Consider the following 16,840-nt stretch of genomic DNA (forward strand, 5'->3'; position numbering starts at 1 on the left):
GAAGACAGTGTCGTGACCGACATGCGCAAGCCGTTGATGGTGCTCGCGATCGTTGCCTGCCTGATCATGTCGGTGATCGGCGGTCTCGTGCCCATCCTGCAGGGCTGGATCTTCTTCGTGCTGGCCCTCTACCTCTTCGCCACCGAATTCGACAGCGGCCGCCGCTATGTGAAGGCGGCGCGTCGCCGTTGGCCGACCCTCTCGCAGTGGATCTCTAAGGCGCGGACCCACCGCTGGGCGCCGCGCCACCTGCGGGAGTTCGACGATCTCACCGATCCGTCGAAGTGAGCTCTCCGCCGGCTCAGTCCTTTGCCGTCCCCGCACCGCCGCCGTTCAGACGGTGGTAGACCGCCTCGGCGATCGGCAGCAGCTCGTCGCGCGACACGGCGCCCGTGACCGCGAAGCCGAAACCGCGGTCGATCCAGGCGAAAGTCGAGATCTCGCCCTCGTGCCGGAAACGGAAGGCCGTCTCGTTGCCCTGTGCGGCCCGGACATAGACCGTGAGACGCTTGCCCGCCGGATCGTCGTACATGAGCTGGGCGGCTGCGCCATCGTCCGATGGCAACAGCCGTCCGCCCATCAGGCGGTAGCCGAAGCGGCTGAGATCGGGCGCGACCAGCGGCTTGCCGAGGCGCCGCGACAGCCATTGCAGCAGGTGGGCCTCGTGCCGGGCGTCGACCTCGACCGGATGGGCGACTTCGACGACGAAGGTGCGGTAGGCGGCCGACGCGCTGTCGGCAACCGCGGTCGTGGCCGGCGTCGCTCGTGCCGCGGCCGTTTCGGTTCGGCTTGCGCCGATCCAGCCGGCGCCGATGCCGCCGGCAAACAGCAGCACACCCGCCGCGGCCAGGCCGGCCCGTCGTGCCCATCGGCGCCGGCGCGCGGCCTGGATATTGACGATCCACAGTCGGGACGGGACCGGTTCGGCGAACTTGCCCCCGAGCTGGCCGCGCAGCGTCGCGCGCTGCCGCTGTTCCAGCATCACGCGCTCGCGCACATCCGGATGCTGCGCCAGATAGGCTTCGATCTCGGTCCGCCGCTCGCCGCCGGCGCAACCGTCGACATAGGCCTGCAGATCCTCCTCCCGGACCACGGCGTCCCGGCCGGTCATTTCACTCTCCGGAGCAATGTTGTGCGGCCGGTCTCGACGATCGCGCGCAGCCGCTGGCGGGCCCGCGACAGGCGCGACATCACCGTGCCGACCGGCATGCCCAGGATGCGCGCCGCCTCGTCGTAGGAGAAATCCTCGACCCCCACCAGCAGCAGCAGCGACTTCTGCTCCTCGGGGAGCTGGTCGAGCGCCGCCAGCACGTCGTGGACCTCGAGCGTGCTCTCCTGCCGGGCCGGCACGCCGGGGAGGGCCGCATCCTCCATCGCGACCGGGCTTTCCCGGCGGCGGTCCTGCCGCCAGCGGCTGAGGTAAAGGTTGCGCTGGATGGCGAACAGCCAGGCCCGCAGATCGCCGTCGGCGCGTCGCAGCGCCCAGCGCGACAGCGCCCGCTCCAGCGTGTCCTGCACGAGATCGTCGGCGCGCTCGTGGTCGCGCAGCAGGGCGTAGGCATAGCGGCGCAGCGCCGGGATCTGCTGCTCCAGAAGGGCGGCAATGTCGGCCATCGAGGCGTCAGTCTACGCGAAAGCCGGGACGCCGGCGGGTGGGCATTCGGGAAACGCGGCCGGCGCCCCGGCTTCCGTCAGGGTCGGGCGACGTGCCAGGCGCCCTGCAGGAAGCCATCGCCGGTCGTGTCGCCGGGCTTGGTGTCCTTGACCCATCCATAGAGCGGCTTGCCCTTGTAGGCCCACTGCTTCAGCCCGTCGTCGCGGGTGACGATCGACCAGTTGCCGGAGGCCTTGGCGCCGTCGGCGACGAGGAGCGGCGGCCAGTTCTGGGCGCACTTCCCGTTGCAGACCGACTTGCCGGGCGTGTCCTTGTCGAAGGTGTAGAGCGTCATGCCCTTGGCATCGACGAACATGCCGTTCTTGGTCGACGGCGCCATCGACGAGGGCTCGGCGGCCAACGCCGCCCCCGATGTGGCGAGCGCCATGGCAAAGACCGTGAAAGCGAGCTTCTTGAGCATATCTCCTCCGTGCAGATGTTGACGCACGAAAGAGAGACGCTGGCAGGGAAGGTCTATTCCCGCCGCCGGTAAAGAAATGTGATCTACCGCGCCTTCGCCCTGGGATGGGCGGCGCGATAGACGGAGGTCAGGCGGGCGGCGTCGACGTCGGTGTAGCGCTGGGTGGTCGAGAGCGAGGCGTGGCCCAGCAGCTCCTGGATGGTGCGCAGGTCGCCGCCCGCGCCCAGAAGATGGGTGGCGAAGGAGTGGCGCAGGACGTGCGGCGTCACCGAGTCGGGCAGGCCGAGCTGCCGGCGGATCTCGCGCACCCGCTTCTGCACGATCGCGGGGTCGAGCGGGCCGCCGCGCGCGCCGAGGAAGAAGGCATGGCTGCCGGCGAGGGCGGCGAGATGCGGACAGGCGTCGCGATAGGCGGCCAGCGCCTCGAGCGCCTGTGGCAGGAGCGGCACGATCCGGGTCTTGCGGCCCTTGCCGGTAACGGCCAGCGTGTCACGGCCCGCGCCCAGGAGGTCCTCGACCATCGCCTTGGTGAGGCCGAGCGCCTCGCCGATGCGCAGGCCGGCGCCGTAGAGCAGCAGCAGGACGGCCGCGTCGCGCTTGTCGATCCAGGGCTCGCGCTCCCGTTCGGACTCGGCCTCGAGAACCTCGTCCATGTCGGCCTCCGAGAGCGCCTTGGGCACCGCGTGCGGCAGCCTGGGCGTCTGCAGCGTGCCGATGCTGGCATTGTGCGCGAGCTTTTCCCTGTCGAGGAAGTGGAAGAAGGAGCGCACCGAGGACACCGCGCGCGCCGTCGAGGGGCGCGCCAGCCCGTTGCGGGCGCGGTCGGCGAGCCAGGCGCGGAACTCGGCGGGCTTCAGCCTGGCGAGCGCGTCGAGCGTCGGCGGTGCGCCGAGATAGCTGGTCATGAAGCCGAGGAAGGTCGCGACGTCGTGCTCGTAGGCGACGAGGGTATGATCGGCGAGCCGTCGCTCGCTTTTCAGCCAGTCCCGCCATGCCTCGCGCGCGGCCGCGAGACTCCCCGGCATGCCGCTACTCGGGCAGGTCGAGCCAGGCGCGGATGGTGTTTTCCAGCACCTTGGCCAGGAAGAACAGGAGCTCGGTCGCCATGTCCGGCCCGAACGCCTCCGGGTTGCGCGAGCCGAAGCACATCACGCCATCCGGCGAGCCGGACGACACACGCAGGCGCAAGAGCACGTCGGACTGCACGAACCGGGCGACATCGCCGAAGAAGGCTTCCTCGCCCGTGACGTGGCTGCGCAGGCGGGCATGCTTGTCGGCGCCGACGGCGGCATCGATCGCGCCCGGCTCGAGCACATAGACGCCGCGCACCGACGCCGCCCTCTTCGGCGCGTCGGGCGTGCCCTCGATCGCGAGGGCGATGAAATCGACGTCCAGGAGATCGGGCAGCTCGTGGGTGACGACATGGATCATCTTCTCGAAGCTCGACGCCTGGATGATGCTGATCACCGCCGCCTGGATTCGGTTCTGGACGATCTGGTTCTGCCTGGAGTTGGCGATGATCTCCGTGCGCTCGCTCTTGAGGCGATCGATCTCCGAACGCAGGCGCTTCAGGATCGCCTGCTGCATGTCGATGACGCCCGGACCCTGGATCGGGGAAGAGAGGCCAAGCTCGCCCGCCAGCTCGGCATGCTTGGTGAAGAAATCGGGGTGGGCCTTGAGATAGGCCACGACATCGTCGGCCGTGATCAGCTTCACCTGCCGCCCCGACCCGTCGGGCGCCTCCACGGTGCCCTCGGTCTCCCTTCCGCCCATGCCCCCGCGCCTCGCGGTCAGAGGATCGACTGGCCGGTCTTGGCCCAGTCGTCGAGGAAGGCCTTGAGCCCGTTGTCGGTCAGCACATGCTTGAAGAGGCCACGCAATACGTTGGGTGGCACCGTGGCGACATCGGCACCGAGCTTCGCCGCCTGGATCACATGCTGGCTGTGGCGCACCGAAGCTACCAGCACCTGCGTCTTGTAGTCCGGATACTGGCGGAAGATCGTCATGATCTCGGCGATGAGATGCATGCCGTCCTGGCCGATATCGTCGAGGCGGCCGACGAAGGGCGAGACGAAGGTGGCTCCCGCCTTGGCCGCCAGCAGCGCCTGCGCCGCCGAGAAGCAGAGCGTGACGTTCACCATCGTGCCCTCCGAGACCAACGCCTTGCAGGTCTTGAGGCCGTCGGGCGTGAGCGGCACCTTCACCGCCACATTCTTGGCGATCTTGGCGAGCTTCCTGCCTTCCTCGAGCATCCGCTTGTGGTCGGTCGACACCGTCTCGGCGCTGACCGGGCCGGGAACGACGGCGCAGACTTCCTTGATCACCTCGAGCATGGGTCGGCCGGACTTCATGATCAGCGAGGGATTGGTGGTGACCCCATCCAGGAGCCCCGATGCGGCGAGGTCCTTGATCTCGGCGACATCGGCGGTATCGACGAAGAACTTCATATAAAATACCCCAATGGCCAGTGGTTCGGATTGGCGTGCCGCCGCAATTTCTAGCGATTCGCCCGCGCAGCCACAAGCCGCGCAGGTGGAGGAGGCGCGCCCGGGATCGGTGGAAAACGGCAACCTCCGGACAGTGCGTGTCCTTCTGCCGCTCCCCCTTGCCGATGCCTATGACTACAGCGTGCCGGAGGGCCTCGAGGTTGCGGCGGGCGCCTTCGTCATCGTGCCGCTGGGCAAGCGCGAGACGATCGGCGTCGTGTGGGGCGAGGGCACGGGCGACGTGCCGCGCGAGAAGCTGCGCCACGTGGCCGACATCCTTCCGGCGCTGCCGATGACCGACGCGTTGCGGCGCTTCGTCGAATGGGTCGCGGCCTACACACTCGCGCCGCCCGGGGCCGTGCTGCGCATGACCATGAGCTCGCTGTCGGCGCTCGAGGCGGCGCGCAAGGAGACGATCTATCGCCTGGCGCCGACGGCCCTCGAAGGCGAGCCGAAGCTGACGGCTGCCCGGCGGCGCGTGCTGGAGGCGTTGAAGGACGGCCCGGCCATGCCGGCGGCCGAGCTCGCGCATCTCGCCGGAGTCGGAACCTCGGTGGTGAAGACCATGGCCGCGGCCGGCCTGCTCGAGGGCGTGGCGCGCGAGATGCGGCGCGCCTTCCCGCAGCCCGACGGCCGCCGCGACGGGCCGGCGCTCTCCGACGCGCAAAGGCGTGCCGCCGAGGCCCTGATCGCCAGGGTGAAGGCGCATCGTTTCTCGGCGACGCTGCTCGACGGCGTGCCCGGCGCCGGCAAGACCGAGGTCTATTTCGAGGCGATCGCCGCGGCGCTGGGCGCAGGCCGCCAGGTGCTGGTGCTGCTGCCCGAGATCGCGCTCACCGCACAATGGCTCAGGCGCTTCGAGGATCGCTTCGGTGCCGCGCCTGCCTCGTGGCACTCCGATCTCACCAGCCTGGAACGGCGCGAGACCTGGCGCGGCATCGCCGACGGGCGCGTGAAGGTGGTGGTGGGGGCCCGCTCGGCCCTGTTCCTGCCGTTCGCGAAGCTGGGGCTGATCGTCGTCGACGAGGAGCACGACGGCTCGTTCAAGCAGGAGGAAGGCGTCACCTACAATGCGCGCGACATGGCGGTGGTGCGCGCCCGGCTGGTCTCGGCGCCGGTCGTGCTCGCCTCGGCGACGCCGTCGCTGGAAAGCATCGCCAACGTGACGGCTGGCCGTTACGAGGCGCTGCACCTGCCGGCGCGGCACGGCGGACAGCAGCTCGCGAGCCTGTCGGCAGTCGATTTGCGCAAGACCCCGCCCGCACGCGGTCGCTGGCTGTCGCCGCCGGTCGTCGAGGCGATGAGGCAGACGCGCGAGGCCGGCGAGCAGGTTCTGCTGTTCCTGAACCGACGTGGCTATGCGCCAATCACCCTGTGCCGCGCGTGCGGGCACGGCCTCGAATGTCCGCATTGCTCGGCATGGCTGGTCGAGCACCGCTTTCGCCGCACGCTGGTCTGCCATCACTGCGGCTACAACGAGCCGCCGAGCGCGGCATGCAAGCATTGCGGCGCGGTCGACCAGTTCGTCGCCTGCGGGCCGGGCGTCGAGCGCATCGCCGAGGAGGCGCATGCGCTCTTTGCCGACGCGCGGCTCGAGCTCTTCACGTCGGATACCCTGATCAATCGTCACGAGGCGACAGCCGCCGTCGAACGCATGATCGCGGGCGAGATCGACATCCTGATCGGCACACAGATGGCGGCGAAGGGGCACCATTTTCCCAATCTCACGCTCGTCGTCGTGGTCGACGCCGATCTGGGATTGAACGGCGGCGATCTGCGGGCCGCCGAACGGACCTTCCAGCTCCTCTATCAGGTGGCCGGCCGGGCGGGCCGCCAGGACCGGCCGGGCCGCGCGCTGGTGCAGACCCATATGCCGGAGCATCCGGTGATGCAGGCCCTGGTCGCGAACGATCGCGACCGCTTCGTCGCCGCCGAGCTGGCCGACCGGGCGGCGGCCGGCATGCCGCCTTATGGCCGGCTGGCCTCGCTGATTGTATCGGGACCCGATGCATCGGTCGTCGACAATGTCTGCGCCGCCATCGCGCGCCGCGCGCCGCACCGGGCCGGGGTCTCGGTGCTCGGCCCCTCGGTCGCGCCGCTCGCCCTGTTGCGCGGCCGTCACCGCCGCCGCTTCCTGCTCAAGACCGGCCGCGATGTTGCGGTGCAACCGTTGCTGCGCGCCTGGCTTTCCGAGATCGGCCTGCCGGGTTCCGTCCGACTGCAAATCGACGTCGATCCCTACTCTTTCCTGTGACAAGGGGATGCGGAAAAGGCAGGTAATACGGGCTCTTAGCAATCTTGCGCCGGGGAAGGGCGCATGGTAGCAACGCGCGCTTTTCCGGCCCGGGGCGGCACGCGATGAGGGGCGTTCTTCCGGAAAAGAACTTGGGTTTTCAAGGGCTTACCGGCCGGCAACGGCACAGGGAGAGGCTTTCGACGTGTCAGACGCTAACTCCGCCACATCGGGTGTTGCCGGACGCTATGCCAGCGCGCTGTTCGAGCTCGCAGACAATGCCCGTGCGCTCGACCAGGTCGCGCAGGATCTCGCCAGCTTCCGCCGGCTCCTCGATGAAAGTGCCGACCTCGCGCGCCTGATCGCGAGCCCCGTCATCGGCCGCGAGGTGCAGGGCAAGGCGCTGCTGGCCGTGCTCGATGCCGCGGGCATCGCGGGCCTTACGCGCAATTTCGTCGGCACCGTGGCCGCCAACGGCCGTGCCCGCGAGCTGCCGGCGATGGCGGCCGCCTTCCTCGCCGAGCTGGCGCGCCGCCGCGGCGAGACCACGGCCACGGTCACGACGGCCGTGCCGCTCTCCGACGCCCAGCTCCGGCAGCTCACCGACACGCTGCGTGGCGTCCTGGGCGGCGCCAGGGTCTCCATCGATGCGCATGTCAACCCCGACATTCTCGGCGGCCTCGTCGTGAAGGTCGGCTCGCGCCTGTTCGATTCGTCTATCCGCAGCAAGCTGCAGCGCCTGCAGCTTGTCATGAAGGGAGTTGCCTAATGGATATCCGCGCGGCCGAGATCTCGGCCATTCTGAAGCAGCAGATCGCCAACTTCGGGACCGAGGCCGAAGTCGCCGAGGTCGGTCAGGTCCTGTCGGTCGGCGACGGCATCGCGCGCGTCTACGGCCTCGACAGCGTCAAGGCCGGCGAGATGGTCGAGTTTCCCGGCGGCATCAAGGGCATGGCGCTGAATCTCGAAAGGGACAATGTCGGCGTCGTCATCTTCGGCGACGACCGCACCATCAGGGAAGGCGACACCGTCAAGCGCACGGGCGCGATCGTCGACGTGCCGGTCGGCAAGGGCCTGCTCGGCCGCGTGGTCGACGGTCTCGGCAACCCGATCGACGGCAAGGGGCCGATCCAGGCCGCGGAGCGCCGCCTCGTCGAGCTGAAGGCGCCGGGCATCATTCCGCGCAAGTCGGTCAACGAGCCGATGCAGACCGGCCTCAAGGCCATCGACTCGCTGGTGCCGATCGGGCGCGGCCAGCGCGAGCTGATCATCGGCGACCGCCAGACCGGCAAGACCGCCGTCGCCATCGACACCTTCATCAACCAGAAGCCGATCAACAAGGGCACCGACGAAAGCCGCAAGCTCTATTGCGTCTATGTCGCCGTCGGCCAGAAGCGCTCGACCGTGGCGCAGATCGTGAAGACGCTCGAGGACAACGGCGCGATGGAGTATTCCATCGTCGTCGCGGCGACCGCGTCCGACCCGGCGCCGATGCAGTTCCTGGCGCCCTACGCCGGCTGCGCCATGGGCGAGTATTTCCGCGACAACGGCATGCACGCCGTGATCGTGTACGACGACCTTTCCAAGCAGGCGGTCGCCTACCGCCAGATGTCGCTGCTGCTGCGCCGCCCGCCGGGTCGCGAAGCCTATCCGGGCGACGTCTTCTACCTTCACTCGCGGCTGCTCGAGCGCGCGGCCAAGCTCAACGAGAAGAACGGCTCGGGCTCGCTGACGGCGCTGCCGGTCATCGAGACGCAGGCCGGCGATGTCTCGGCCTACATTCCGACCAACGTGATCTCGATCACCGACGGGCAGATCTTCCTCGAGACCGAGCTCTTCTATCAGGGCATCCGCCCGGCGATTAACGTCGGCCTGTCGGTGAGCCGCGTCGGCTCGGCGGCGCAGATCAAGGCGATGAAGCAGGTCGCCGGCACCATCAAGCTCGAGCTCGCGCAGTACCGCGAGATGGCGGCCTTCGCCCAGTTCGCCTCCGACCTCGACGCCTCGACCCAGCGCCTGCTGGCGCGCGGCCAGCGGCTCACCGAGCTCCTGAAGCAGGGCCAGTACAGTCCGATGCCGGTCGAGGAGCAGGTGGCCTCGATCTATTCCGGCACGCGCGGCTTCCTCGACGGCCTGCCGGTCGGCCGCGTCGGCGACTACGAGCGGCAGATGCTCGATGCGTTGCGCGCCGAGGGCTCGATCCTGGCCTCGATCCGCGACAGGCGCGAGATCGTGAAGGAGACCGACGACAAGCTGAAGGCGTTCCTGACCGACTTCACCAAGAAGTTCGCCTGAGGAAAGGATCGCCGAGCTCCGATGCCCAGTCTGAAGACGTTCCGCCTTCGCATCCGAAGCGTCCAGTCGACGCAGAAGATCACGAAGGCCATGAAGATGGTCGCGGCGGCCAAGCTGCGGCGCGCCCAGGAGCAGGCGATGGCCGCCCGCCCCTACGCCGAGGCGATGGACAAGGTGCTGGCCGCGCTGGGGCAAAGCTTCAAGGGCACCGGTCCCAGGCTGCTCGCCGGCACCGGCTCGGACCAGGTGCAGCTCGTGATCGTGGCGACCGCCGACCGCGGTCTGTGCGGCGCCTTCAACAGCTCGATCGTGCGCGAGGCGCGCCGGTTCGTCCGCGCGCTGGTGAACGAGGGCAAGACCGTCAAGATCCTGTGCGTCGGCCGCAAGGGCCGCGACCAGCTTCGTCGCGACTTCGGTTCGATGATCATCGACACGATCACCGATCTCGGACGCCCCCGGCTTTCCTTCGCCGATGCGCAGAAGGTGGCGACGCGGCTCACCGAGCTGTTCGACGCCAACGAGTTCGATGTCGCGACGGTGATCTTCAACCGCTTCAAGTCGGCGATGACCCAGACGGTCACCGTGCAGCAGCTCATCCCGCCGCCGCCACCCGAGGCCGGCGGCGCTCCCGCCACGGCCGGGGGAGCGGTCTACGAGTTCGAGCCCGACGAGGCCGACATCCTGGCCGATCTGCTGCCGCGCAACCTCACCGTCCAGATCTTCCGCGTGCTGCTGGAGAACGCCGCGAGCTTCTACGGCTCGCAGATGACGGCGATGGACAATGCCTCGCGCAACGCCGGCGACGTCATCAGGAAGCTCACGCTGCAGATGAACCGCACGCGCCAGGCGTCGATCACCAAGGAACTCATCGAAATCATCTCCGGCGCCGAGGCCCTGTAGGCCGCGCCGCGCGCAATCGAAGGAAAGGGAACCGTCATGGCCACCAACAATATCGGCACGATCACCCAGATCACGGGCGCGGTCGTCGACGTGCGCTTCGACGCCGATCTGCCGAACATCCTGAACGCGCTGCACGTCGATTCGGGCGGCCGCAGGCTGGTGCTCGAGGTGGCGCAGCATCTGGGCGAGTCCGAGGTGCGCACCATTGCGATGGACACGACCGACGGCCTCGTGCGCGGCGAGAAGGCGGTCGACACCGGCGGCCCGATCGCGATGCCGGTCGGCCCCGAGACGCTCGGCCGCATCCTGAACGTGATCGGCGAGCCGGTCGACGAGCGCGGCCCGGTCAAGACCAAGGAGACGCTGCCGATCCATCGCGGCGCGCCCGAGTTCGTCGAGCAGTCGACCGAGGCGCAGATCCTGGTGACCGGCATCAAGGTCATCGACCTGCTCGCGCCCTACGCCAAGGGCGGCAAGATCGGCCTGTTCGGCGGCGCGGGCGTGGGCAAGACCGTGACGATCATGGAGCTGATCAACAACGTCGCCAAGGCGCACGGCGGCGTGTCGGTGTTCGCGGGCGTCGGCGAGCGCACCCGCGAGGGCAACGACCTCTATCACGAGATGATCGAGTCGGGCGTCATCAAGCTCGACGGTCCCGGCTCCAAGGTGGCGCTGGTCTATGGCCAGATGAACGAGCCGCCGGGCGCGCGCGCCCGCGTCGGCCTGTCCGGCCTGACGGTGGCGGAGTATTTCCGCGATGCCGAGGGCCAGGACGTGCTGTTCTTCGTCGACAATATCTTCCGCTTCACCCAGGCGGGCTCCGAAGTGTCAGCGCTTCTCGGCCGCATTCCTTCGGCGGTGGGCTACCAGCCGACGCTGGCGACCGACATGGGCGCCCTGCAGGAGCGCATCACCTCGACCAAGAAGGGCTCGATCACCTCGGTGCAGGCGATCTACGTGCCGGCCGACGACCTGACCGATCCGGCGCCCGCGACCTCGTTCGCCCACCTCGATGCCACGACGGTGCTCAGCCGCTCGATCGCCGAGCAGGCGATCTTCCCGGCGGTCGATCCGCTCGATTCGACCTCGCGCATGCTCGACCCGCGCGTGGTGGGCGAGGAGCACTACGAGGTCGCCCGCTCGGTCCAGCGCGTGCTGCAGCAGTACAAGTCGCTGCAGGACATCATCGCCATCCTAGGCATGGACGAGCTGTCGGAGGAGGACAAGCTGGTCGTGGCGCGCGCCCGCAAGATCCAGCGCTTCCTGAGCCAGCCCTTCCATGTCGCCGAGGTTTTCACCGGCACGCCGGGCGTGTTCGTGAAGCTCGAGGACACGATCAAGGCGTTCAAGGGCATCGTGGCCGGCGAATACGACGAGCTGCCGGAAGCCGCCTTCTACATGGTCGGCACGATCGACGAAGCCGTCGCCAAGGCCAAGAAGCTCGCCGCCGAGGCGGCCTGAGCCGATGGCCAAGATTTCCTTCCGGCTCGTGATGCCCGAACGCGAGCTGCTTGCCACCGAGGCCGACATGGTCGTGGTGCCGGGCAGCGAAGGCGACTTCGGCGTCCTGCACGGTCATGCCCCGCTGATCTCGACCGTCCGTCCCGGCGTGCTCGAGGTGCTGCAGGGCAACAAGGTCGAACAGCGCTTCATCGTGGTGGGCGGGTTCGCTGAGGTGACGCCCGAGCGCTGCACGGTGCTGGCCGACGAGGCGATCCCGTTCGCCGAGGTCACGGCCGAGCAGCTCGCCGAGCGCGAGCGCGCCGCCGAGCGCGATCTGGTCGATGCGGCGAACGATGCCGAAAAGGCCGCAGCGCAAAAGGATCTCGCAGTTGCAAAAGACCTGAGACGGGCGCAGGCCTACTACGCCAACCGCTAGATCTCGTTCTCGACGCGAAATAATCTGTCAAACTGTCCCATGTCCGGCCATTGAAAGCCGGACGGCGGGCCGCTTTATTACAGTTGGACGACGGTCGCCGAGGGCGTTGAACCATGGGTAACTGGACACTCGATTCGATCGCTTGGGATCGCTTCGATGCCGCGAAGGTCGATCCGGAGATCCTGCGCAACATCAAGGCCGCCGCCATGGTCGAGCGCAACGGCGTCGATTACGGCATCTACCTCGGCCGTGTGTTCGCCAGCGACCCGCCCTTCGTCGAGGATGTGAACCGGTGGGCCACGGAAGAGATCCAGCATGGCCTGGCGCTCGGCCGCTGGGCGCAGCTTGCCGATCCCGCCTGGGACTTCGAGGCGGCCTTCGAGCGTTTTCGCAAGGGTTACCGGTTGCCGCTCGAGGCGACGGCCTCGGTGCGCGGCAGCCAGGCGGGCGAGATGATGGCGCGCTGCATCGTCGAGACCGGCACCAGCTCCTATTACAGCGCACTCAGGGACGCGACCGAAGAGCCGGTACTGAAGCAGATTTGCGCCAAGATCGCGGCCGACGAGTTCCGTCACTACAAGCTCTTCTACGATCATCTCCGGCGTTGCCTGGAGCGCGACCGGCTGAGCCGATGGGGCCGCCTGCGCATTGGCTGGATGCGGCTGGCCGAGAGCGAGGACGACGAGCTCGCCTATGCCTATTTCGCCGCCAATGCGCCGGCCGACGCGGTCTATGATCGCAAGCGCTCCATGCAGGCCTATGCGCGGCGCGCCTATCCGCTCTATCGGCCGACCCATGTGCAGCGCGCAATGGCGATGGTGCTGAAGGCGGTGGGCCTTGCACCGCAGGGACGTCTCAATGCCCTCCTGACCCGCGCCGGCCTCTGGTTCCTGCGCTGGCGCGCGACCCAGCTCGCTGCCCACGGCGCTTGACGCTGGCGGACCAGCTCAGGCCGCTACTTCCTTGAAGCGCCGCAAGGTCTCGATCTGCTGATCGAGCGTCGGCATCCGGTACATCGGATAGAGCATCACCATCTGGGCGCCGAGCCGTTTCCAGCCTTGAGCCGCTGCCGCCCAGAGCTGCGGGTCGGGGTCGTTCATGCGCAACCAGCCCTCGAGCCCGAAGGCCGCGGGGTCGCGCCCGAACACCTTCAGATGCTCGCGCAGCATCGCGAGCTTTGCCTCCGCCTGCTGGTCGGGAGCCATGATCGGCATCCAGCCGTCGCCGAGACGGGCTGCCCGCTTGACGACGGAGTCAGACGATCCGCCGAACCAGATCGGGATCGGGCGCTGAACCGGGACGGGAAGCAGATTGACGTCGACCAGGGTATGAAACCGGCCGTTGAAGGTGACCAGATCCTCGGTCCACAGGCGTCGCATCACCTCGATCTGCTCGGCTTGCCGCGCACCGCGTGTCTTCCAGTCGGCGCCGAGCGCCTCGTACTCGACATGGTTCCAGCCGACGCCGATTCCCAATCGCAACCGGCCGCCGCTCAGGATGTCGACCTCGGCCGCCTGCTTGGCGACCACGCCGGTCTGGCGCTGCGGCAGGATGAGCACCCCGCTGCACAGCTTGATGGTCCTGGTCGCGGCGGCGAGAAAGGCCATCGTCGTGAAGGTCTCGTGGAAGGGATCGGTCTCGCTGTAGAGAGGCTTCCAGTCACCGCGCGCCGCCGCGCCGAAGACATGATCGGCGACCTCGATGCAGTGATAGCCGAGATCCTCCGCAGCCTGCGCCCAATCGCGGATCCTCGCTGGGTCGGTGCCTATGTCGCGCGTCGGGAAGAGGGCATTCAGCAGCATCGATGACTCCTGTGCGAGGGACCAGCTAGGAAATCAGGTCGGCGAATTCCTTCAGCACCGCTTCATAGACCGGCCGCTTGAAGGGGACGATCCAGTCGAGCAGCGCGCCGGGATCGGCCCACTGCCAGGCGTCGAACTCGTGGTCGTGGGCGCGGATGTCGATATCGGCGTCGGTGCCGGTGAAGGCGAGCGCGAACCATTTTTGCGCCTGGCCGCGCCACCGCCCCTTCCAGCGTCCGGCATCGACCTCGGGCGGGAAGTCGTAGGTGAGCCAATCCCGGCTCTCGCGCAGCAGCAGGGCCCGCGTCGTGCCGACTTCCTCCGCAAGCTCGCGACAGGCCGCCTCGACCGGGCTCTCGCCGCGATCGACGCCGCCCTGCGGCATCTGCCAGGCGCCGGGCATGCCGGCGCGCTCGCCGACGAAGATGCGGCGGTCGGGGCCGATCAGCATCAACCCGACATTGGGGCGGTAGGAAGGGGGGACGCCGTCGCGCATCACGGCCGAAGCTGGTCGGGTTGTTCGCGCAGCCGCGCCATGCAGGCCGGGCGGCACTCGAAATGGCCGATGATCGGCACGAACGACACGGCGTTCTGATGGGCCAGCCGCTTGTGCCACGCCACGATAGCGTCGATTGCCGCATCGCCCGGCTGCAGCACGCCGAAGTCGTGCCGCGGCGGGCGGCCGGGCCAGGCCTCGCTGGTCCATTCGGCCAGCCGGTCGAGATTGCCGTCCAGGCCGTCGCGCGCCAGCTTGTAGTCGAGCACCGTCGAGGTGCGGGCATAGCCGACGCCGAAGTCGGTCGCGAGGCGATACATGGCGGTGGGCGTCGGTCCCGGATTGATCTCGATCAGGCCGAGGCCGCGATCGGCGATCTCCTGCACCAGCGGCCGCGCGATCGCCTCGGACTGCGACACCGGTCCCGGCGTCGGCATGACGAAGCCGACATAGCCTTCGCCGCGGGCCATCGCCTCCCTCAGCCGCGCGACATTCTCCGCGCCGTCCGCCTTGGGAGAGATGGATCGGATGCCGCGCTCGCCGAGACCCTCGGGATCCTCCACCGGCATCATCAAATAAGTCTCGTGGTTATGGGCATGGGCCCGCTTCATCCAGCGCGGCAGGTCGGGCGTTCCGGGCAGGAAGGCCAGGCTGACCTCGCCGGGCAGCTCGTCGATCACCCGTGTCATGAGCGCCTCGTCGGCGCCGACATTGATCATCAGGAGGCCGACCCGCGCCGCCGGACCGGCGGGATCGTAGCGGCGGGCGTAGGCGATCCAGGGCATCCAGCCGTCGAACGAGATCTTGGGCAGGCGCAGGCCGTCCGACGTCACCTCCACCATGTCGTCGCGCTCGGCGAGCGTCAGCCTTCGGAAGTCGAGAGCGTGCGGGCGCCGGAACGGAAGCTTCAGCGAGCCGGCCGGCCGCGCCTGGGTTGGCGTCGGCGCCGCAGCGGCGGCCTCCTCGACCAGGGGCGGCGGCCTGTCGACCTGGAGATAGACAAGCCCGGCGCAGGCGGCCGTCAGCCCGATTACCAGGCCATAGGCGGCAACCGGTCCGCTCGGCAGACCCTTCGGGAGGCGCCAGCGGACGAACGCCTTGGCGCGCTCCGGCTCGTCCGCCATGTCACGCCGGACGCCGCGTCAGTTGGCGCGGTTGCTCGCGTAGAGCGAGATGCCGCGGATCAAGTCGATGGCCCGCATCAACTGATAGTCCTGCACGCCCTCCTTGGGCGGTTCGTTGGGATCGACGCCCGACTCCGACGAGGGCGCCGGCGCGCCGCCCGGTGCCGCGTTCGGGCCGGACTGCTGTTTGTCGCCCGGCTTGGCCGGCTTGGCATTGGCATCCGGCGCGGCCGGCTTCTTCTCCGTCGGCTTGTCGATCGGATTGGCGATCGAGCGCCGCAGGTTCTCCTCGCGGAAGCCGGGACGCGACTCGATCGTCTCGACCTTCGACTGCTGGACCTCGATGTCGGGCTTGATGCCCTCCTTCTGGATCGAGCGGCCCGACGGCGTGAAGTAGAGCGCGGTCGTGAGGCGGATGGCGCCGCCGCCGGTCACCTGCATGATGGTCTGGACCGAGCCCTTGCCGAAGGTGCGAGTCCCCATGATGATCGCGCGGTGGTGGTCCTGCAGCGCGCCGGCCACGATCTCCGAGGCCGAGGCCGAGCCGCCGTTCACCAGCACGACGATCGGCAGGCCCTTGGCGACGTCGCCCGGCTTGGCGTTCCAGCGCTGCACATCCTCAGGCTTGCGCGCCTTGACCGAGACGATCTCGCCCTTGTCGAGGAAGGCGTCGACCATCGAGATGGCCTGGTCGAGCAGGCCGCCCGGATTGTTGCGCAGATCGATGACGTAGCCCCTGAGCTTGTTGCCGGCTTCCTTCTTGATGTGGTTCACGGCATCCAGCACGCCCGAGGTGCTCTGCTCGGTGAAGGACGTGACGCGGATATAGCCGACGTCGCCGCCCTCGAGGTGCCAGCGCGTCGACTTCACCTTGATGTTCTCGCGCGTCAGCGTGACGTCGAACGGCTCCTTGCTGCCGCGCTTCACCGAGAGCTTGATCGAGGAGCCGATCTTGCCGCGCATCTTCTCGACGGCCTCCTGCAGCGTCAGCCCCTGCACCGGCTGACCGTCGAGCGCGAAGATCAGATCGCCCGACTGCAGGCCCGCCTTGGAGGCGGGCGTGTCGTCGATCGGCGAGACCACCTTGATGACGCCGTTCTCCATCGTGACCTCGATGCCGAGCCCGCCGAACTCGCCCCGCGTCTGGACCTGCATGTCCTTGTAGCTCTTGGGGTTCATGTAGCTCGAGTGGGGGTCGAGCGAGGCCAGCATGCCGTTGATGGCATTCTCGATCAGGGATTTCTCGTCGACCGGCTCGACGTAGTCGCGACGGACGCGCTCGAGCACGTCGCCGAACAGGTTGAGCTGCTGATAGAGCTCGCTCTTGTCGCTGCCCGGGCCCTTGGTGCCGGGCTTGTCCTGCGCCGAGGCGGGCACGATGGCCGGCACGGTGAGGAACGCCAGGGTCGCGGCGATGGAGACGAAGCGCAAGCGGGTCATTGGGGAGCCTTTGCAAAACGACGCCCACCGGCAGCCGGTCGGGCACACGGGATCAACGGGCGTGGGGCGGGAGGATACCCGCCCGTCTTTGGCGGGATCAAGGCGACGAG

General features: G+C 68.4%; 18 protein-coding genes. 8 read left to right on the top strand and 10 right to left on the bottom strand.

The features are described 5' to 3' along the window. The first annotated feature begins 12 nt into the window (after positions 1 to 12). Positions 13 to 288 (top strand): hypothetical protein, encoded by a 276-nt coding sequence (locus OJF58_RS14640; protein WP_300778432.1) that lies wholly within the window; start codon positions 13 to 15, stop codon positions 286 to 288. A gap of 13 nt (positions 289 to 301) precedes the next feature. Here OJF58_RS14640 and OJF58_RS14645 read toward each other — a convergent pair whose 3' ends face one another. The 6 genes from OJF58_RS14645 to fsa form a co-directional block, all read right to left on the bottom strand. Continuing rightward, positions 302 to 1,111 carry an anti-sigma factor gene (locus OJF58_RS14645; protein ID WP_300778433.1) on the bottom strand — a complete coding sequence of 270 codons (810 nt, stop codon included), beginning with the start codon at positions 1,109 to 1,111 and terminating at the stop codon, positions 302 to 304. Further along, on the bottom strand, positions 1,108 to 1,614 hold the full coding sequence (locus tag OJF58_RS14650; protein WP_300778434.1) for a sigma-70 family RNA polymerase sigma factor: 507 nt from the start codon (positions 1,612 to 1,614) through the stop codon (positions 1,108 to 1,110). The genes OJF58_RS14645 and OJF58_RS14650 overlap by 4 nt, the downstream gene beginning before the upstream one ends. 77 nt (positions 1,615 to 1,691) lie before the next feature. Continuing rightward, a complete protein-coding gene (locus tag OJF58_RS14655; RefSeq protein WP_300778435.1) occupies positions 1,692 to 2,075 on the bottom strand; it encodes a hypothetical protein in 384 nt (127 codons plus the stop codon). Positions 2,076 to 2,158: 83 nt separating this feature from the next. After that, entirely contained in the window at positions 2,159 to 3,100 is a 942-nt protein-coding gene (locus tag OJF58_RS14660; RefSeq protein ID WP_300778436.1) for a tyrosine recombinase XerC, read from the bottom strand. A 4-nt stretch (positions 3,101 to 3,104) separates the two neighbouring features. Continuing rightward, entirely contained in the window at positions 3,105 to 3,848 is a 744-nt protein-coding gene (locus tag OJF58_RS14665) for a DUF484 family protein (protein ID WP_300778437.1), read from the bottom strand. Positions 3,849 to 3,865: 17 nt separating this feature from the next. Continuing rightward, a complete protein-coding gene (gene fsa / locus OJF58_RS14670; protein ID WP_300778438.1) occupies positions 3,866 to 4,522 on the bottom strand; it encodes a fructose-6-phosphate aldolase in 657 nt (218 codons plus the stop codon). A 109-nt stretch (positions 4,523 to 4,631) separates the two neighbouring features. Here fsa and OJF58_RS14675 point away from each other — a divergent pair, with 109 nt between their 5' ends. The 7 genes from OJF58_RS14675 to OJF58_RS14705 all read left to right on the top strand — a co-directional run bounded on the left by OJF58_RS14675 (position 4,632) and on the right by OJF58_RS14705 (position 12,800). Continuing rightward, a complete protein-coding gene (locus OJF58_RS14675; protein WP_300778439.1) occupies positions 4,632 to 6,815 on the top strand; it encodes a primosomal protein N' in 2,184 nt (727 codons plus the stop codon). A gap of 184 nt (positions 6,816 to 6,999) precedes the next feature. Then, positions 7,000 to 7,563, top strand: a complete 564-nt coding sequence (locus OJF58_RS14680; protein ID WP_300778440.1) for a F0F1 ATP synthase subunit delta — start codon at positions 7,000 to 7,002, stop codon at positions 7,561 to 7,563. Continuing rightward, positions 7,563 to 9,089 carry a F0F1 ATP synthase subunit alpha gene (gene atpA / locus OJF58_RS14685; protein ID WP_300778441.1) on the top strand — a complete coding sequence of 509 codons (1,527 nt, stop codon included), beginning with the start codon at positions 7,563 to 7,565 and terminating at the stop codon, positions 9,087 to 9,089. Before OJF58_RS14680 ends, atpA begins: the two co-directional genes overlap by 1 nt. Positions 9,090 to 9,110: 21 nt before the next feature. Then, positions 9,111 to 9,989 (top strand): F0F1 ATP synthase subunit gamma, encoded by an 879-nt coding sequence (locus tag OJF58_RS14690; RefSeq protein WP_300778442.1) that lies wholly within the window; start codon positions 9,111 to 9,113, stop codon positions 9,987 to 9,989. A 36-nt stretch (positions 9,990 to 10,025) separates the two neighbouring features. Continuing rightward, positions 10,026 to 11,450, top strand: a complete 1,425-nt coding sequence (atpD, locus tag OJF58_RS14695) for a F0F1 ATP synthase subunit beta (RefSeq protein ID WP_300778443.1) — start codon at positions 10,026 to 10,028, stop codon at positions 11,448 to 11,450. 4 nt (positions 11,451 to 11,454) lie between these two features. After that, positions 11,455 to 11,868 (top strand): ATP synthase F1 subunit epsilon, encoded by a 414-nt coding sequence (gene atpC, locus OJF58_RS14700; protein ID WP_300778444.1) that lies wholly within the window; start codon positions 11,455 to 11,457, stop codon positions 11,866 to 11,868. A gap of 113 nt (positions 11,869 to 11,981) precedes the next feature. After that, positions 11,982 to 12,800 carry a ferritin-like domain-containing protein gene (locus tag OJF58_RS14705; protein ID WP_300778445.1) on the top strand — a complete coding sequence of 273 codons (819 nt, stop codon included), beginning with the start codon at positions 11,982 to 11,984 and terminating at the stop codon, positions 12,798 to 12,800. Positions 12,801 to 12,815: 15 nt separating this feature from the next. Here the strand turns inward: OJF58_RS14705 and OJF58_RS14710 are convergent, their stop codons facing one another. The 4 genes from OJF58_RS14710 to OJF58_RS14725 are packed head-to-tail and all read right to left on the bottom strand — an operon-like array spanning position 12,816 to position 16,721. Further along, on the bottom strand, positions 12,816 to 13,670 hold the full coding sequence (locus OJF58_RS14710; RefSeq protein ID WP_300778446.1) for an LLM class F420-dependent oxidoreductase: 855 nt from the start codon (positions 13,668 to 13,670) through the stop codon (positions 12,816 to 12,818). 25 nt (positions 13,671 to 13,695) lie between these two features. Continuing rightward, entirely contained in the window at positions 13,696 to 14,166 is a 471-nt protein-coding gene (locus OJF58_RS14715; RefSeq protein ID WP_300778447.1) for an RNA pyrophosphohydrolase, read from the bottom strand. Next, a complete protein-coding gene (locus OJF58_RS14720) occupies positions 14,166 to 15,290 on the bottom strand; it encodes a divergent polysaccharide deacetylase family protein (RefSeq protein WP_300778448.1) in 1,125 nt (374 codons plus the stop codon). The genes OJF58_RS14715 and OJF58_RS14720 overlap by 1 nt, the downstream gene beginning before the upstream one ends. Before the next feature lie 18 nt (positions 15,291 to 15,308). Further along, a complete protein-coding gene (locus OJF58_RS14725) occupies positions 15,309 to 16,721 on the bottom strand; it encodes a S41 family peptidase (protein WP_300785276.1) in 1,413 nt (470 codons plus the stop codon). Positions 16,722 to 16,840 lie beyond the last annotated feature (119 nt).

Source organism: Enhydrobacter sp. (genome assembly GCF_030246845.1).
Taxonomy (GTDB): domain Bacteria; phylum Pseudomonadota; class Alphaproteobacteria; order Reyranellales; family Reyranellaceae; genus Reyranella.

What these genes read in the sequence shown, in the direction of transcription:
- atpA (WP_300778441.1), top strand. Translation starts at nt 7,563, where the DNA reads ATGGATATCCGCGCGGCCGAGATCTCGGCCATTCTGAAGCAGCAGATC.
- atpD (WP_300778443.1), top strand. Translation starts at nt 10,026, where the DNA reads ATGGCCACCAACAATATCGGCACGATCACCCAGATCACGGGCGCGGTC.
- OJF58_RS14710 (WP_300778446.1), bottom strand. Translation starts at nt 13,670, where the DNA reads ATGCTGCTGAATGCCCTCTTCCCGACGCGCGACATAGGCACCGACCCA.
- OJF58_RS14665 (WP_300778437.1), bottom strand. Translation starts at nt 3,848, where the DNA reads ATGGGCGGAAGGGAGACCGAGGGCACCGTGGAGGCGCCCGACGGGTCG.
- OJF58_RS14720 (WP_300778448.1), bottom strand. Translation starts at nt 15,290, where the DNA reads ATGGCGGACGAGCCGGAGCGCGCCAAGGCGTTCGTCCGCTGGCGCCTC.
- atpC (WP_300778444.1), top strand. Translation starts at nt 11,455, where the DNA reads ATGGCCAAGATTTCCTTCCGGCTCGTGATGCCCGAACGCGAGCTGCTT.
- OJF58_RS14655 (WP_300778435.1), bottom strand. Translation starts at nt 2,075, where the DNA reads ATGCTCAAGAAGCTCGCTTTCACGGTCTTTGCCATGGCGCTCGCCACA.
- OJF58_RS14660 (WP_300778436.1), bottom strand. Translation starts at nt 3,100, where the DNA reads ATGCCGGGGAGTCTCGCGGCCGCGCGCGAGGCATGGCGGGACTGGCTG.
- OJF58_RS14690 (WP_300778442.1), top strand. Translation starts at nt 9,111, where the DNA reads ATGCCCAGTCTGAAGACGTTCCGCCTTCGCATCCGAAGCGTCCAGTCG.
- OJF58_RS14645 (WP_300778433.1), bottom strand. Translation starts at nt 1,111, where the DNA reads ATGACCGGCCGGGACGCCGTGGTCCGGGAGGAGGATCTGCAGGCCTAT.
- OJF58_RS14705 (WP_300778445.1), top strand. Translation starts at nt 11,982, where the DNA reads ATGGGTAACTGGACACTCGATTCGATCGCTTGGGATCGCTTCGATGCC.
- OJF58_RS14715 (WP_300778447.1), bottom strand. Translation starts at nt 14,166, where the DNA reads ATGCGCGACGGCGTCCCCCCTTCCTACCGCCCCAATGTCGGGTTGATG.
- fsa (WP_300778438.1), bottom strand. Translation starts at nt 4,522, where the DNA reads ATGAAGTTCTTCGTCGATACCGCCGATGTCGCCGAGATCAAGGACCTC.
- OJF58_RS14650 (WP_300778434.1), bottom strand. Translation starts at nt 1,614, where the DNA reads ATGGCCGACATTGCCGCCCTTCTGGAGCAGCAGATCCCGGCGCTGCGC.